We start from the raw sequence: 14673 nt of genomic DNA on the forward strand, positions 1-14673 counted from the left end.
CCTAACCGGCATTCCCGACTGGCACCGCCTTGCCATTCGCGCGCAGCAGCGCCATGAGCATGGGGCCGAGCGAGAACTCGCCGCGCGCCGCTTTCCGTGTCAGGTCACGCAGATAGCCGCCGGGCGAACTGATATGCCCCGCCCTTTCGAGAATGCAGGCGATCGCGACGGCCGCGTTTTCGGGTCCCATGGTTTCGCAAGCCTCCTGATAGGCTGATGGGCTGACCCCGAGCATCGAGCGGACGACCACGGCGGCCGCCATCAGGTCCCGCCAGCGGGAAATTGTCCCGTCCGGTCCGTACATCCCGATTTCCGGGCACGCCCGCAGCACCATGCCCAACGGGAATGCCCTGCCCGGTTCGGCTGGACGCTCCCGGTTGGAAACCGACGGCTCGCCCTGCTCTTTTTCAGAGCTAGGTTCAAGTTCATGGATGGAGTCGGATTTTGAATTCTGTATATGCTGACGGCATTCGACATCATTGGTGTCGGATTTTTTCGAAATAAACTGATCTTCCAGCATGTTGACGATCTCATCGCGCAACAGGGCCAATTCGTCGAGGCATCCTTCCAGCTCGGTTGCCTGTTTTGCAAAACGCAGCCGGGCGACAGCCGCTACATAGTGATCCTCGATGAGGCTCCAGTCGCCGGCAGCCCCCTCCTCCATCGCCGCGGAGATCAGCTTGCGGATATCCCGACGCGTGATGGAGATGCGTTCCCGGACGATCTTCTGGTGCCGGCGTTCCTCAGCCACCTGCTGGGCCATCCGTGCAAGCTCTTCCGAGCGCGCGAGCAAGGGCGCCAGGCTGAAGCCATAGGCGGTCTCGATCACGCCATCCCTGCCCTTTCGCGCGTAGCGCTTGCCATTGGGGCTGTCCTGGCGGTTGATGAGGCCCGCCTGAACGAGGAGCGACAGGTTCTCGCGAAGGGTCGTGCCGGCAATGCCGTTTGCCCGTGCCGAGAGCTGCGCGTTGGAAGGAAAGACGATCAGATTGGCGTCTTCCTTCAATTCCACCTCGGGATGGAACGATAAAAGCGCGCTGAGAACCGCTAGCGCCCGGTCACGCAGGCCCATCAGGGAACGCGCATCGCAGGCGTCACGATAGATCTTCCACTTGTCGGCGGACTTCCCGCGTTTGATATTGGCCGCCTCGAACTGGTTTTTCACCAGCGCAAGCGTCATCGGCCGCCGCCCGAAGGGCGTCGTCACATATCCACTCTGCATTTCCTTCACCTTCCAAAAGGCAAAAGAAATCCGCTCACCAAAAAGGGTGCCAAAGACTCTTGACTGTGATTCGTGGAAATGCGATTCTCGGAGTGCTTAGTTCTGAGAGAGGCTTCCACGTGGGCAACCGCTTGGGGGCCTTTTTCTTTTGCTGTTCAGTCTCCCTTGTTTTCCTCGTCCAGGAACTGCGCATAGAGCGCGTCCAGATTGCGCGAAAGAAAGTCACCGAAACGGGCGGCATTCTTCGCCTTCATCGACAGCGAAAAGACCTTGCCGCTGTTCTTGATCTCCGCCAGCACAGCCTTGTCCTGCGGCTCCCACTTGGCCTTGGCCGGAGCGGGCTCGGCCTTCCGGACCGGGCGTGTGCTCTTGTTCAGCGCGGCATAGAGCGCCAGGAAGCGCTCGTCCGGCGCCAGCGCCTGAAAGTCGGCGTCACGGACAATGCCGCGCACCTTGTCATTGTTGGATGCCTTGCCGGCGAGGAGCGAAAGCTCGACCCAGCGTTCCCGCCCGATGCCCGGCGCCGCACCGATCGCGCGGATGACGTCGGCCGGGATGCGCTCCGTGACGGACATCATCTTGGAGATCGCCGCCGCATTGGCGGCCAGCGCCGAGGCAATGACCTCCCGGTCATACCCCAGATCCTCCAGGCGCCGCGCGAAGAGCGCCCGCTCGATGAAGGTCAGGTTGGCGCGCGCGGAGTTTTCCTGGCCCTGCGCGATGACGTGGGTGCGGTCGTCGATCGACTTGACGACCGCCTTGACCTTGCGGCCGAGCTCCCGGGCCGCCCGCAACCGCCGGTGACCGAAGACGACCTGGTAGCGCCCGGCCGCCGTCGCATGGGGCCGCACGAGGATCGGCGTGTCCTGGCCCCGTTCGCGGATTGCCTCGACGAGCTCTCGGAAATCGTCATTCTCCTGCGCCAGGCGATCCTGCACGAAGGAATCGTCGATCAGGTCCGGATCGAACTCGACGACCGCCTCCCCTTCGAGAAAGCGGTCCGCCTGCTTGGCAAGCTCGTCGAGCGAGCGGACAAGCGACTTGCCGGCGCCCCGCATGGGATAGGAAGCGGTGACGGTGCTGTCGTCGGTCAGGGCCGCCAGGCCTTCGAGGAGATTCTTTCTTGCCATCTTGTCACTTCCGGTAGGCCTCAGCCTATTGTTTTTCCTTCAATAAATACCGATTTTGTCAGCCGACAAATCAGCGCCCCCACGAACGGTGGATAAGATCTGTGATTTCCTCATTGACGGCGTCGAGCGATTCCAGCGCGCGGTCATAGGTTGCGCGGTTCATGGCGGCGCGCTCGACCTCGTAGAGCGTCTGCTTGGTGATGCCGGCATCGGAGACGGCCGTGGACTTCACCATCTGGTTCTTCAGCATGAACTCGTGGAACATGGTCGACATGAAGCCGACCATCTGCGCCTGCGGCACATCCATCGGCTCGTAGCGGGTGATGAGGTAGCGGTACCAGGAAAGATTGACCTCGGCCCCGGCCGCGCGGATCGGCTTCAGAATGCCGCCCAGCATCAGCAGGAACTGGCCCATCGACATGACGTCCAGCATCTGCGGATGGATGGTGATGAGCACGCTGGTCGCGGCCGTCAGGGCGGTCAGCGTCAGGTAGCCGAGCTGCGGCGGGCAGTCGATCACCACGACATCGTACTTGCCGTCCACCTCGGCCAGCGCCCGCGAGATGCGGGTGAAGAAGGTCTTGCCCTCGTTCGACGATTTGTCCGCCATGGCAAGCGGCGTGTCGTATTCGTATTCCTGCAGGTCGAGATTGGCCGGAACGATATCGAGCCCGGGGAAATTGGTCGGCCGGATGATATCGGCAAGAGCCTTCTTCTCCCCATCATAGCGGATGGCATCGTAGATCGACGCCACCTGGTCGAGCTCCGGCTGAAAGCCGTGCAGGGAGGAGAGCGAGGCCTGCGGGTCGAGATCGACCGCCAGCACCCGATGTCCGGTCAGGGCGAGATATTGCGCCAGATGCGCCGCGGTCGTCGTCTTGCCGGAACCGCCCTTGAAGTTGACGACGGCAACCACCTGCAGCTTCTCGCCATTGCGGCGATGCGGCACATACATGCGGCTTTCCGAACGGCCGTGCTGGTCGAGATACTGGCGCAGCTCCAGCATCTGCCCGGCCGTATAGGAGCGGCGGCCGGAAGGCGAGGTCTGCGGGGAGGGGCCTTTGCCGTCGAGATGCAGTTTCTTCAAGGTGCTCTGCGAAACACCGACATAGTTCGCAACCTCGGCCAGCGAAAACGGCCGCAAGGTCTTCCTTGCATTCGGCGGGAATCGTTGCACGCTGAGCAAATGCAGCTTCTTCGAGATCAGATCGCCCTGTTCGAGGATCTGGTCCTCGAAATTCACGGGGTTGTGCACCGAAGCGCTGGGATTAGCGTTCATGAACGGTCATTCTCTCAGATAACGATTTTCAGCCGTAAAAGGCTACATAAGCGTGATTATGTGCGATTCTCTAGGGGGGGCAAGGTTTTTAAGGTTAACAACCTGCCAGCCGGCTGCCATGAAACGGCAGCGAGAATCTAACACCTTGCCGCAGCTTTGCTTTTTCACCCAGCCGCAGGCGACCGCCGCGCGCCTTCCGATGCTTCGCGGCGCCCTTGCGTCATGGTCGCGCCGGCGGCCGACGATCCGGGCGGCCGAATCGCGCTTCATCCTGCCATCCGCGTCGCATTCCGCCCATGCCTTGCGACAATGGAAGGCCCATCGACAGATTTGTCGGGATCAGGCCTTGTTGGAGACGGGGATTCGATGATGCATTCATGCGAAAACCCGCGGCGGGCGCGAGGCCTGCCGGGCGAAGCACGGACCGGTTCGAGGAGCCCGCGATACAATGAGCAAGTCCAACTACAAGGACATTGCCCGCCTTGCCGGGGTCGGCACCGCGACGGTGGAGCGGGTATTGAACGGGCGCGGCGGCGTGCGCCCCGAACTGGCCGAGAAGGTGGTGATCGCCGCCCGCAGCCTCAACTATCCCCGCACGCTGCCCGATGCGCATCGCGGCTTGCTGCGCATCGAAGTCCTGATGGTCCGTCCCGAGACGACGTTCTACCGGCGCCTGTCCAAAGCGTTCGAGCGCATCGCCGCGACACTGGATCCCTTGGTCGTGGTGCATCGCAGCTTTACCGAGGAGATGAACCCGGAGCAGATCGCGCGCCATATCCGCTCGACCGACCTGCCGCGGGCGGGCCTCATCCTCGCCGTGCCCAACAGCCCGCTCATCAAGGCGGCGGTGGAGGCGGTGGCGGCCCAGGGCGTGCCCGTCGTACATGTCGTCACCCGCGCCTCGGAAAAGACCGGCGCCTTCGTCGGCATCGACAACCAGGCCGCCGGGCGGACGGCCGCCTGGTTCATCGGCCGCATGGCCCGGGCAGAAGGCCCCGTCGTCGCCCTCTGCCATCCGATCTACCAGGTGCACCGCGACCGCATCCGCGGCTTTTCCGATTATTTCGCCGCCCATCCCGGCCCGATCGCCTTCGAATGGCTCGGCTTCACCCGGGACGAGGAGCATTTCAGCGCGGAGACCCTTGCCATCGCGCTGGAGAAATATCCCGGTCTCGTCGGCCTCTACAATGCCGGAGGGGCCAATTCCGCGCTGATCAGCGTGCTGCGTCGCCATCCACGGGGCAGGGACATCCTGTTCGTCGGGCACGAGCTGACCGATTATACCCGCGCGGCGCTCAGCGAGGGCATCATGGATGTCGTTCTCGACCAGGCGCCGGAAGCACAGGCCCAGCGCGCGCTCGATCTCATCCTGCGCCGCATCGGCCTGACGGATGTCGAACCAGATCCAAGCCCGATCCGCTTCATCACCATCACCGCCGAAGGCCTCTGATCTGATTTGATCAAGGAACCCTTCGGCATTCCGGCGAGCTCTTGATAATTTCCAAGTCGGGAGGAAAGCCGGCATTGCGCAAGGCGCAACGCGGCGAGCGGCGCGGCATGCGCTCCTTCCAACAGGGAAATTCCGCGGGTGCCGATGCACCTGCACGTCCGAGGGAGAGCGCAATGGACGATCTGCAATACGGAACGCGCAACAAGCGCGGGGACTGGGCGCCGAACCAGCCGGTGGAAACCGCGCCGCTGTTTACACTTCCGCCCCGCTTCCTGGCGATCCTCAAGTGGTTGCCGCACTATTTCTTTCCGTGGAACGCCATCTTCGCAGCCTCTACCGTCGCCTACTGGGCCTGGGTGATCCCGCCGGTCGAGACGATGCAGACCCTCGGCATCGGCTGGGCCGCCTGGCTCTATGCGATGAATGCGGTTTGCGTTCTTCTCTTCTACGGCGCCTTCGAACTGCATCTCTATGTGCTGAAGCGGCAGGAAAACCGCTTCAAGTACAACGGAAAATTCCCCGCCGACCAGAAGAACAAGGCCTTCTGGTTCGAGAGCCAGAACCTCGACAACATCCTGCGCACGTTCCTTTCGGGCGTCACCATCTGGACGGCGATCGAGGTCGCCATGCTCTGGGCCTATGCCAATGGCTATGCGCCCTGGCTGAGCTTTGCCGAAAATCCGTGGACGCTGGCACTCGTCGCCCTCGTGGTGCCGATCATCCACGAGTTCCACTTCTTCTGCATCCACCGGCTCATCCACACGCCGTTCCTCTACAAGTGGGTGCATTCGGTCCACCACAATTCGGTGAACCCGTCGCCCTGGTCGTCGCTGTCGATGCATCCGGTCGAGCACCTGCTCTATCTCGGCACCGCCTTCTACCACCTGATCCTGCCGTCGAACCCCGTCCTGATGCTCTACCAGCTCCACTATGCCGGCTTCGGCGCCATCCCCGGCCATGTCGGCTTCGACAAGGTGGAGGTCGGCGAGGAGACGCTGGTCGACAGCCACGCCTATGCGCACTACCTGCACCACAAATATTTCGAGGTGAACTACGGCGACGCCCTGATCCCGCTCGATAAATGGTTCGGCACCTGGCACGACGGCTCGGCGGAAGGCGAGGCCCGCATGCAGGCGCGCTACCGCAGGCGCAAGGAAAAGCTCGCCGCCCGCAAGGCCCGCGCTGAAGTCCAGGGAGCCGCCGAATGACCTGGGTTCAAGCCTGCAAGCTCACCGATATCGAACAGGAAGGCGCCATCCGCTTCGATCATGGCGGCCGCACCTACGCGATCTACCGCGCGCCGGACGACAGCGTCTATTGCACCGCTGGCCTGTGCACCCACGAGGCGATCCATCTTGCCGAAGGGCTGGTCATGGATTTCGAGGTGGAATGTCCCAAGCATTCCGGCGCCTTCGACTATCGCACCGGCGAGGCCTTGCGCCTGCCGGCCTGCGAGAACCTGAAAACCTATCCCGCCGAGGTGATCGACGGAGAGGTTCGCGTCGCCCTCGGCTAGGGCGGCGTGCCGACAAGCGGGCCCGTCGGGCCTCCGGAGTGCGAGCGGGTGGACCGGCACCCACATTGGGAGGATACCATGAAATCCATGTGCCTGGCGGCCGCTCTGGCCGCCTTGATGGGAAGTGCTGCCGCAGCCGAGACGATCGGCGTCTCGATGCAGAGTTTCGACAACAACTTCCAGACCCTCTTGCGCGAGGGGATCGGCGCGCGGGCCGCCGAGGTCAACGGCGTCAATGTCCAGATCGAGGACGCCCAGACCGACATTTCCAAGCAGCTCAACCAGGTGAAAAACTTCATCGCCGCAGGGGTGGACGCGATCATCATGACACTGACGGACACCTCCGCCGCCCCCGGCATCAGCGAGGCCGCCGAAAAAGCCGGCATCCCGCTCGTCTATCTCAATCTCGAGCCCGACAATGTCGGCGCGCTGCCGCAAAAGCAGGCCTATGTCGGATCCAAGGAGACCGATTCCGGCGAACTTGGCGCGGAGGCCGCCTGTTCCCTGCTGAAGGAAAAGGGCAAGGCGAGCGATGCGCAGGTCTACATCCTGATGGGCGACCTTGCCCACCAGGCCTCGCGCGACCGTACCTCCTCGTTCAAGGACGCGCTGGCCGCCAGCGACTGCAAGGGCGTCACAATAGCCGACGAACAGTCCGGCGCCTGGACGCGCACCAATGCCATGGACCTGACGACCAACTGGATCACCGCCGGTCGGCCCATCGATGTGGTTTTCGCCAACAATGACGAAATGGCGATCGGCGCGATCCAGGCCCTCAAGGCGGCGGGCGTCTCCATGGACGACGTGATCGTCATCGGCATCGACGCGACGCAGGACGGTCTTGCCGCCATGGCGGCGGGCGACCTCGACGCGACCGTGTTCCAGAACGCCAAGGGCCAGTCGGCAAGCGCGGTGGATACCGCGGTGGCGCTGGTGCGCGGCGAGGCGATCGAAAAGCAGGTCTGGGTGCCCTTCGAGCTCGTCACGCCGAAGAACATGGCCGACTACGCCAGCCGGAACTGATCCTCCCCGACCGGCGCCCCGCGCCGGTCCCTTTCCACGGAGACCAGCATGGACGATATCGTCATCATCGGGGCGGGCGAGGCCGGCGCCCGCGCAGCCTTTGCCACCCGCAAAGCCGGCTTTTCCGGCGCCGTCACGCTGATCGGCACGGAGCCGCACCTGCCCTATGAGCGTCCGCCGCTCTCCAAGCCACTGGACGGAGCCGTGCAGATGAAGGCGATCTGCACGGCCGGGGCGCTGGAAGCCGCCGGCATTGTCTATCACCAGGGCCTCGCCGCCATCCGCATCGACGCAGCCCGCCGCAGCATAGCCCTCAGCGACGGCCGGATATTGTCCTATGGCAAACTCCTGCTTGCCACCGGCGCCCAGCCCCGCCGGCTGGCATGCCCCGGCGCCGAGCGCGCGCTCGACTTCCGCACCTATCGCGATGCCGAGACCCTCTTTTCCCGCGCCGAAACCGGCGGGCCTGTCGCCATCATCGGCGGCGGGCTGATCGGCATGGAGCTTGCCGCGGTACTGCGAGACAAGGGCATCGCCGTCAGCATCATCGAGGCAGCATCCAGGCCGCTCGGACGGGCGGTTCCGCCACGCTTTGCCGAAAGGCTGCATGCCCGGCACCGGGAGGAGGGCGTGCATTTTCATCTCGGTCTCGGCATTGCCGAAATCACCCCCGATGCCATCATGCTTGCCGATGGCAGCCGCGTTCCCGCCGGCACCGTCATCTCGGCCATCGGCGTTCTGCCCGACATCTCGCTTGCCGGGAGGGCAGGGCTCGCAACGGCGACCGGCATCCTCACCGACAGCTTCCTGCGCACGAGCGACCCGCATATCTACGCCGCCGGCGACTGTGCCGCCGTCTCCCAGCCGGGCGGCGGCGCCATGCGGTTCGAGAGCTGGCGCAATGCGCGCAGCCAGGCCGAGACGGCCGCGCGGAACATGACCGGCGCCCACGAGGCCTTTGCCGCCACGCCCTGGTTCTGGTCCGATCAATACGATCTCGGCCTGCAGGTGGCAGGCCTGCCCCAACCGGGGCACCAGAGCATCCTGCGACCGGTCGCCGGGGGCGAACTGGAATTCTACCTTGCGGACGGTCGCCTCGTGGCGGCGGCCGGCCTTGGCGCCGGCAACGCGGTGGCGAGGGACATCAAGCTGGCCGAGATGCTGATTGCCGCCGGCATCCGTCCCGATCTCCCGGCGCTTGCCGATCCGGCCGTCAACCTCAAGGCGCTTCTCAAGAGCGCCCGGGCCGCCTGATGCAGACGCTGCTCGTCTTCCAGTCGCTCTGGGCCATGGAGCGCCGCCATACGGATGGCCATGAGCGCAGCCTTGCGGAAAACATCGCGATGATCGCAAGGGCAGGGTTCGACGGTGTCAGCGCGCACTATACCAACCGCGCCGATGTCACCCGCCTTGACGAGACACTAAGCGGCACCGACCTGAAGATCGAAGGCGTCTGCTTCCCGCGCAGCATAGACGACCTGCGCCTGCCGCTGGAGCTGGCCGCCGAATTCCCGGTCAGCCATATCAACCTGCAACCCGATGTCCGCCCGCGCCGGATCGAGGATTGCCTGCCGCTTCTCGACGGATGGATGGAGCTTGCCGAAAAGGCAGGCGTTCCCGTCTATATCGAGACGCATCGCGACCGGATGACCACGGACCTCTACTTTACGCTCGATCTCCTCGACCGGCGGCCCGACCTGCCGCTTCTCGCCGACCTCTCGCATTTCCTGGTCGGCCGGGAGTTCGCCTTTCCGGTCTCGCAGGAGAACCATGCGCTGATCCGGCGCATCCTCAACAATGCCCAGGCCTTCCACGGCCGTGTCGCCTCGCGCGAGCAGGTGCAGATCGAAATTTCCTTCCCGCATCACCGCCCCTGGGTCGATCTCTTCCGCGCGTGGTGGGACTACGGCTTCCGCGACTGGCGCTCCCGCGCAGCCGAGAACGCCACGCTGGTCTTCACCTGCGAGCTGGGGCCGAAACCCTATGCGATCACCGGTCGGAGCGGCAACGACACGACGGACCGGTGGGAGGAGGCGCTTCAGCTCCGCCGGATGGCGCTCGATCTCTGGGCTACCAGCGCCGTGCCCGCTCGGGATAGTTAGCGAACGCTTACCTACTGGTCCACCGAAAGGAGCAGTGCCGCAGGGGACTTGGCGAAGAGGAGGGAAAGCGGGAGATCCTGGCCGAGCGTGAAAGTATCTCCATCGAGAACGGAGCGCACGACGCGGCCAACCAGGCGAGAGGGGAGGGCAGCAGCCATCTCGCGCAGGGCTGTATCCTGCAACAGCAGAGTGCCGGGCATCACCTTTCCAAAGGTGAGCCGGGGAACGGCGACGATCGCGAAGGCCTGCTGCGTGCCGCGCAGGAAGGCAAGCGCGCCACCGTCACCGCCGGAAACGGCGAGGGGCTGGTAGGGACCCGAGAAGGGGAGGGGGCTCTTCCGTCTTGCCGCCAGCACGGTTGCCGTGAGCCATTGCTTGTAGAGGGGAAAGGCCGTATCGGCGGGTTCGGGCCTTTCGGGGATCGCCACTCCGTTGGCATCCAGCATCACCCGGTTGTCGGGATCGACGAGGGAGAAATCGCAGCGCTCGCTGCCCTGGTAGAGATCGGGAATCCCCGGCGCCGTCAGCTTGATCATCGCCTGGCTGAGGGCATTCACCCGGCCGGCATCGATGAAGGGAGCAAGTGTCGCGTCGAAATCCCGCAGGAAGGCATCGTGCTGCATCAGACCATCGACGAAATCACCGACCATCCGTTCGTATTCGGCATCGGGTTCTGTCCAGCTCGTGGCGCGTTTCGCCTCGCGCAGGGCCTTGGTGGCGTAGAGCCTCATCCGCTCCCCCAGCATCCGCAGTACGGCGGGGTCGTCAGGAGTACCGGACGGCCAGATGCCGGCGAGCGACTGGTAGATGAGCCACTCCACCTCCGGTTCCGGCACGCTTCGCCCACCGGACGCATGGCGCAGGGATGCATTGAGCCCGCTCCACCGCCGTGTCGCGGCAATCCAGGCATCCGGCGCCTCGGTCAGCGTGTAGAGCCGGGCACGGGCGTCCTCGCCCCGTTTCGTATCATGGGTCGAGCTTGCCGACAGGCCGTTCGGCATGGTCTCCGCCCGGTTCGCCATGAAGGCATCGAATGCCGGCACGCCGCCGGCTGCGGTGCCGGGGTCGCCGCCGACCTCGTTGAGGGCGATAACGGCATTTTCCCGGTAGAACAGGGTGTCCTCCACCGCCTTTGCCATGATCGGGCCGCTGAGCTGCTGGAAACGCCGCCGGAATTCGGCGCGGGGTCCTGCTTCTGCGGGAACCGGATCGTCGATCAGAAGCGCGGCCACGAAATCGACCGCAGGACGAAGCGCGGCCTTCTGCGCGGCTTCGATCGCATTCTTGCGCACCGCATGCACCAAGGCGCGGTCGCCTTCAGGCACGACGGTCTCCGTCGTATAGGTGCGGTAGACGGGGAGCGCGATGATGAAGACACGGATCGCCTCGGCCAGGATCGCGTGGTCTAATCCCAGCCCGCCCGCATCGGCGATCATCTTCGCAAGCCTTGCGACGCTCGCCACTTCGCCCGCGAAATTCTCCGTCAGCATCTGCCGTTTGGCGCTCCGCCTCTCCTCGGAATAGGCGTGCTGCCGGTCCGGCGGTTTCAACGCGGCGAAAGCCTGTTGCAAGCGCTTCTGCCCCCGTTCGTCGACAAGGACATCCGCCAGCGCCCCGATGAATTCGTAGCCGGTCGTGCCTTGGACGGGCCAATCCGCCGGGAAGGGCTCGTTCCTCTCAAGAATCTTTTCGGTGACGATATAGGGGGCGGAGCCGACGGCGGCCCGCAGAAGCCCGAGATAGCCGAGAGGATCGGCAAGCCCGTCGATATGGTCGATCCTGAGCCCGTCCACGATCCCCTCGCGCACGAGGTCGATGATCAGGCGGTGGCTGTCTTCGAAAACGCGGGCATCCTCCACGCGCAGGCCCACCAGGCCGGCGATCTCGAAGAATCGGCGATAGGTCAGGTGCCGGCCGGCGGTCTTCCAGTTGGTCAGCTGCCAGGGCTGGGCATCGTGGATTGTACGAAGCCGGGCGGGCTGCCGCGATATCGCCTCCAATCCTTCGGTTATCGCCTCCCGATTGCCCGGGACAGCAAGCACGCCGGACAGACGGTGCAGGTTTTCCGTCTCATCTCCGGGATGGAGGACGGCACCGGCCGCACGCAGATCCGCAAGGGCCGGCGGCCCCGCATCGGCCAGGACCAGCGGATAGCTGCGCGGATGAAGTGGATAGAAGGTCTCGTGATAGCGAAGCGCCAGCAACCCGTCGCGCGGGTCGAGCGCGAGGCTCATCGCCCCGCTTGCCAGCTCCGCGTCAAAACCATCGCCGAGGAAGGGAAGCGTCAGGCGCTCGGACCAGTCGATATCGAAGTACCGGGCGAAGGGGCTTTCCGCGCCCCATGTCACGACATTCCGCCACCAGGGATTTTCCAGATGGGCGGCCATGTGGTTGGGCACGATGTCGAGGATGAGCCCCATGCCGCGGGCACGGAGATCGACAGACAGGCGCCGCAAGCCATCGAGCCCGCCAAGGCCGGGGTCGATTTCGTTTGCATCGGTGATGTCGTAGCCGTGGGTCGATCCACCGACCGCGGTCATGACGGGAGAGGCATAGAGATGGCTTATGCCGAGCGCCTCGAGATAGGGCACAAGCTTGCACGCCTGGGCAAAATCCATGCCGTTGCGGAACTGGAGGCGATAGGTCGAGCGGATCGGGATCAAGGCACTGCCTCGCTGGCCGGCGGCACGAAGAGGTCAAGTCCGGCGGCGCTTGAAATCCGATTGTGAAACTACCCCGGCCAGCCGGTTCTGCCGGTCGAGCACGGCGAGGCGGCGCAGATGCAGCGACTGCATGTTGGCCAGCACGCCCTCCGGCTCCTCATCCTCGAAACAATAGGTGATGTTGGTCGTCATGACGTCGCCGACCTTCGTCGTTTCCGCATTGAGCCCCGGCGCGACGGCCCGCAGGATGATGTCGCGATCGGTGAGGGTGCCGACGAGGCCGCTTGCGTCGGCCACGGGCAGGAAGGCTATATCCCATTCCGCCATCAGGCTTGCGGCGTATTGAAGGGTCTCTTCGGGCCGGACGAGATGGACATTGCGGGTCATGATGTCGCCGATGGGCATGGGGACCTCTTGCTGAGCGCTTTCGCTAGGAACCGGCGAGCGCGACTTTGGTTCCAATGGGCGCGCTCGCGGCGTGATCGACGGTGACGACAATCGCCGGGCCGGCCGCGGTTTCCGCCGCAAGTTCGAAGATCGCATCTCCCCCGGCCGCCGGCCAGGCCTTGCGTTCCCCGGTCAGGTTTGCCCGCAGGCAAAGCGTGGCGGCAGGAAAACGCCAGTCGATGGCAAGAACGCCGTCCTCGGCGGGCAGGATATGCGGGGCGGCCTCTGCCGAGAGCAGCGGCGCGACATGCGTCTGCCGAAGCCGGATCAGCGCGCGCACGAAGTCGATGCGCCGCCGGCCGCCGGGCGAGGTCGCGCGGGACCAGTCGAGCTTCGAGCGCTGCAGGGTCTCCTCGGCATTCGGATCGGGAAGGTCTTCCACGGTCTGGCCCGCCTCCAGCCCACCGAACTTCTCCGCCTCCTTCTTGCGCCCCTGCCGCACGGCCCGCGCCAGGTCGCCGGTAAAATTGGCGAAGAAGAGGAAGGGCCGATCCTCGCCATACTCCTCTCCCATGAAGAGCAGGGGCACCGGCGGAGCGAGCAGCAGCAACACCGTCATGACGTCGAGCAGCGCCGGATCGGCAAGCCGCGCGAGCCGGTCGCCGAAGGCCCGGTTGCCGACCTGGTCATGGTTCTGCAGGAAGTTGACATTGACCTGCGGCGGCAGGCGATCCTGCGGCGCCGGCCCCACCCGGTCCCGGCTGCGATCCGCATGCACGAACCCCTTGGCCGCCGCCTCGCGCAGGAGCGCATAGGTGTCCTGCGCAAAGGGCGCGTAGTGTCCCTGCCGCTCCCCGGTCGCGACGACATGCAGGGCATGGTGGAACTCGTCGTTCCAGCCGGCCGTGTAGTGGCGCACCACGCCATCGTCGCGGTTCAGAAGGCTCTTGCGGCTCAACTGGTCCTCGACGACGAGGTGGACCTGCCGATCCGGGACGGCCTGCCGGATCGTTTCCGCCATTTCGATGAGGACGTGCCGCTCGCTTTCGTCATGGATCTCCTCGGTCGCATCGAGGCGCAGGCCATCGAACCGGTAGCCGACGATCCAGTGCAACGCGTTGTCGATGAAATAGCGACGCACCACCTCGCGCTCGAAGGCGAGCGCCGCGCCCCAGGGCGTATGGCGTTCGGGATGGAAGAAGGGCGGGGCGATCCGCGGCAGGACGTTCCCGACCGGACCGAAATGATTGTAGACGACATCGAGCAGGACCATGATCCCATGGCCATGCGCGGCATCGATTAGCGCCTTCAGGTCGTCGGGCGTGCCATAGGCATTGTGCGGCGCATAGTGCAGCACACCGTCATAACCCCAGCCGCGCTGCCCGGCGAAATGCGCGACGGGCATGATCTCGATGGCGGTTATGCCGACATCGCGCAGGTGCGGAAGCCGCTCGATGGCGGCACGGAAGGTGCCCTCCGGCGTGAAGGCGCCGACATGCAATTCGTAGAGAACCGCCTCCTCCCATGGGCGCCCCTTCCAGCCGGGATGCTGCCAGGCATAGCCGGCATGGTCGATAAGGACGGAGGGGCCTTCGACATCCTTCTCCTGCGCATGCGCGGCGGGATCGGGGATCACGAGGCCATCGGAAAGCCGGAAGGAATAGCTGTCGCCCGGACGCGCAAGGTCCGTCTCGACCGCGTACCAGCCGTCGCCGGCCGGGCGCATGGCGATCTCGTTGCGTCCGACAAGCAGCGTGACCCAGTCTTCGGCGGGTGCCCAGAGGCGGAATTGCACCCGCCCGTCCTCAAGGAGGGCCGGCCCCCAGCATCTCGGCGTCAACGATGCCTGCGTCATGCGGATCCTCTTGCTGAATACGGGGAAGGGAACCGGGCAGCGGTGA

General features: G+C 64.8%; 12 protein-coding genes. 6 read left to right on the top strand and 6 right to left on the bottom strand.

All coding sequences use genetic code 11. The annotated features are described in order from the left end of the window. Nucleotide 1: 1 nt before the first annotated feature. From repC to repA, 3 genes are all read right to left on the bottom strand, one after another. Complete coding sequence (repC, locus tag MUU56_RS28565) at nucleotides 2-1222, bottom strand: plasmid replication protein RepC (RefSeq protein WP_244770672.1); 1221 nt, start codon at nucleotides 1220-1222, stop codon at nucleotides 2-4. Between the two features lie 155 nt (nucleotides 1223-1377). Beyond that, complete coding sequence (gene repB / locus MUU56_RS28570; protein ID WP_244770673.1) at nucleotides 1378-2352, bottom strand: plasmid partitioning protein RepB; 975 nt, start codon at nucleotides 2350-2352, stop codon at nucleotides 1378-1380. A gap of 70 nt (nucleotides 2353-2422) precedes the next feature. Next, nucleotides 2423-3631 (bottom strand): plasmid partitioning protein RepA, encoded by a 1209-nt coding sequence (repA, locus tag MUU56_RS28575; RefSeq protein WP_244770674.1) that lies wholly within the window; start codon nucleotides 3629-3631, stop codon nucleotides 2423-2425. A 448-nt stretch (nucleotides 3632-4079) separates the two neighbouring features. On the opposite strand from repA, the gene MUU56_RS28580 reads away from it, so the two are divergent. The 6 genes from MUU56_RS28580 (at nucleotide 4080) to MUU56_RS28605 (ending at nucleotide 9722) form a co-directional block, all read left to right on the top strand. Next, a complete protein-coding gene (locus MUU56_RS28580) occupies nucleotides 4080-5081 on the top strand; it encodes a LacI family DNA-binding transcriptional regulator (RefSeq protein WP_244770675.1) in 1002 nt (333 codons plus the stop codon). A 173-nt stretch (nucleotides 5082-5254) separates the two neighbouring features. Further along, nucleotides 5255-6289, top strand: coding sequence for a sterol desaturase family protein (locus MUU56_RS28585; protein WP_244770676.1), 1035 nt, complete (start codon nucleotides 5255-5257; stop codon nucleotides 6287-6289). Beyond that, nucleotides 6286-6597, top strand: coding sequence for a MocE family 2Fe-2S type ferredoxin (locus tag MUU56_RS28590; protein ID WP_064333906.1), 312 nt, complete (start codon nucleotides 6286-6288; stop codon nucleotides 6595-6597). Before MUU56_RS28585 ends, MUU56_RS28590 begins: the two co-directional genes overlap by 4 nt. A 78-nt stretch (nucleotides 6598-6675) precedes the next feature. Continuing rightward, complete coding sequence (locus MUU56_RS28595; RefSeq protein WP_244770677.1) at nucleotides 6676-7620, top strand: substrate-binding domain-containing protein; 945 nt, start codon at nucleotides 6676-6678, stop codon at nucleotides 7618-7620. 48 nt (nucleotides 7621-7668) lie between these two features. Next, nucleotides 7669-8874, top strand: a complete 1206-nt coding sequence (locus MUU56_RS28600; protein ID WP_244770678.1) for an NAD(P)/FAD-dependent oxidoreductase — start codon at nucleotides 7669-7671, stop codon at nucleotides 8872-8874. Next, nucleotides 8874-9722 carry a sugar phosphate isomerase/epimerase family protein gene (locus tag MUU56_RS28605; RefSeq protein WP_244770679.1) on the top strand — a complete coding sequence of 283 codons (849 nt, stop codon included), beginning with the start codon at nucleotides 8874-8876 and terminating at the stop codon, nucleotides 9720-9722. The genes MUU56_RS28600 and MUU56_RS28605 overlap by 1 nt, the downstream gene beginning before the upstream one ends. A gap of 11 nt (nucleotides 9723-9733) precedes the next feature. Here the strand turns inward: MUU56_RS28605 and treY are convergent, their stop codons facing one another. Genes treY through treZ form a run of 3 tightly spaced genes read right to left on the bottom strand, consistent with a single transcriptional unit; the run spans nucleotide 9734 to nucleotide 14627 of the window. Then, on the bottom strand, nucleotides 9734-12385 hold the full coding sequence (treY, locus tag MUU56_RS28610; RefSeq protein ID WP_244770680.1) for a malto-oligosyltrehalose synthase: 2652 nt from the start codon (nucleotides 12383-12385) through the stop codon (nucleotides 9734-9736). Between the two features lie 33 nt (nucleotides 12386-12418). After that, entirely contained in the window at nucleotides 12419-12790 is a 372-nt protein-coding gene (locus tag MUU56_RS28615; protein ID WP_244770681.1) for a CBS domain-containing protein, read from the bottom strand. A 25-nt stretch (nucleotides 12791-12815) separates the two neighbouring features. Then, entirely contained in the window at nucleotides 12816-14627 is a 1812-nt protein-coding gene (treZ, locus tag MUU56_RS28620) for a malto-oligosyltrehalose trehalohydrolase (protein WP_244770682.1), read from the bottom strand. Nucleotides 14628-14673: the final 46 nt, after the last annotated feature.

The sequence above is a fragment of the Shinella yambaruensis genome (assembly GCF_022899355.1).
Classification (GTDB): domain Bacteria; phylum Pseudomonadota; class Alphaproteobacteria; order Rhizobiales; family Rhizobiaceae; genus Shinella; species Shinella yambaruensis.

What these genes read in the sequence shown, in the direction of transcription:
- MUU56_RS28615 (WP_244770681.1), bottom strand. Translation starts at nt 12,790, where the DNA reads ATGCCCATCGGCGACATCATGACCCGCAATGTCCATCTCGTCCGGCCC.
- MUU56_RS28600 (WP_244770678.1), top strand. Translation starts at nt 7,669, where the DNA reads ATGGACGATATCGTCATCATCGGGGCGGGCGAGGCCGGCGCCCGCGCA.
- MUU56_RS28580 (WP_244770675.1), top strand. Translation starts at nt 4,080, where the DNA reads ATGAGCAAGTCCAACTACAAGGACATTGCCCGCCTTGCCGGGGTCGGC.
- MUU56_RS28605 (WP_244770679.1), top strand. Translation starts at nt 8,874, where the DNA reads ATGCAGACGCTGCTCGTCTTCCAGTCGCTCTGGGCCATGGAGCGCCGC.
- repB (WP_244770673.1), bottom strand. Translation starts at nt 2,352, where the DNA reads ATGGCAAGAAAGAATCTCCTCGAAGGCCTGGCGGCCCTGACCGACGAC.
- MUU56_RS28595 (WP_244770677.1), top strand. Translation starts at nt 6,676, where the DNA reads ATGAAATCCATGTGCCTGGCGGCCGCTCTGGCCGCCTTGATGGGAAGT.
- MUU56_RS28590 (WP_064333906.1), top strand. Translation starts at nt 6,286, where the DNA reads ATGACCTGGGTTCAAGCCTGCAAGCTCACCGATATCGAACAGGAAGGC.
- MUU56_RS28585 (WP_244770676.1), top strand. Translation starts at nt 5,255, where the DNA reads ATGGACGATCTGCAATACGGAACGCGCAACAAGCGCGGGGACTGGGCG.
- treZ (WP_244770682.1), bottom strand. Translation starts at nt 14,627, where the DNA reads ATGACGCAGGCATCGTTGACGCCGAGATGCTGGGGGCCGGCCCTCCTT.
- repC (WP_244770672.1), bottom strand. Translation starts at nt 1,222, where the DNA reads ATGCAGAGTGGATATGTGACGACGCCCTTCGGGCGGCGGCCGATGACG.
- repA (WP_244770674.1), bottom strand. Translation starts at nt 3,631, where the DNA reads ATGAACGCTAATCCCAGCGCTTCGGTGCACAACCCCGTGAATTTCGAG.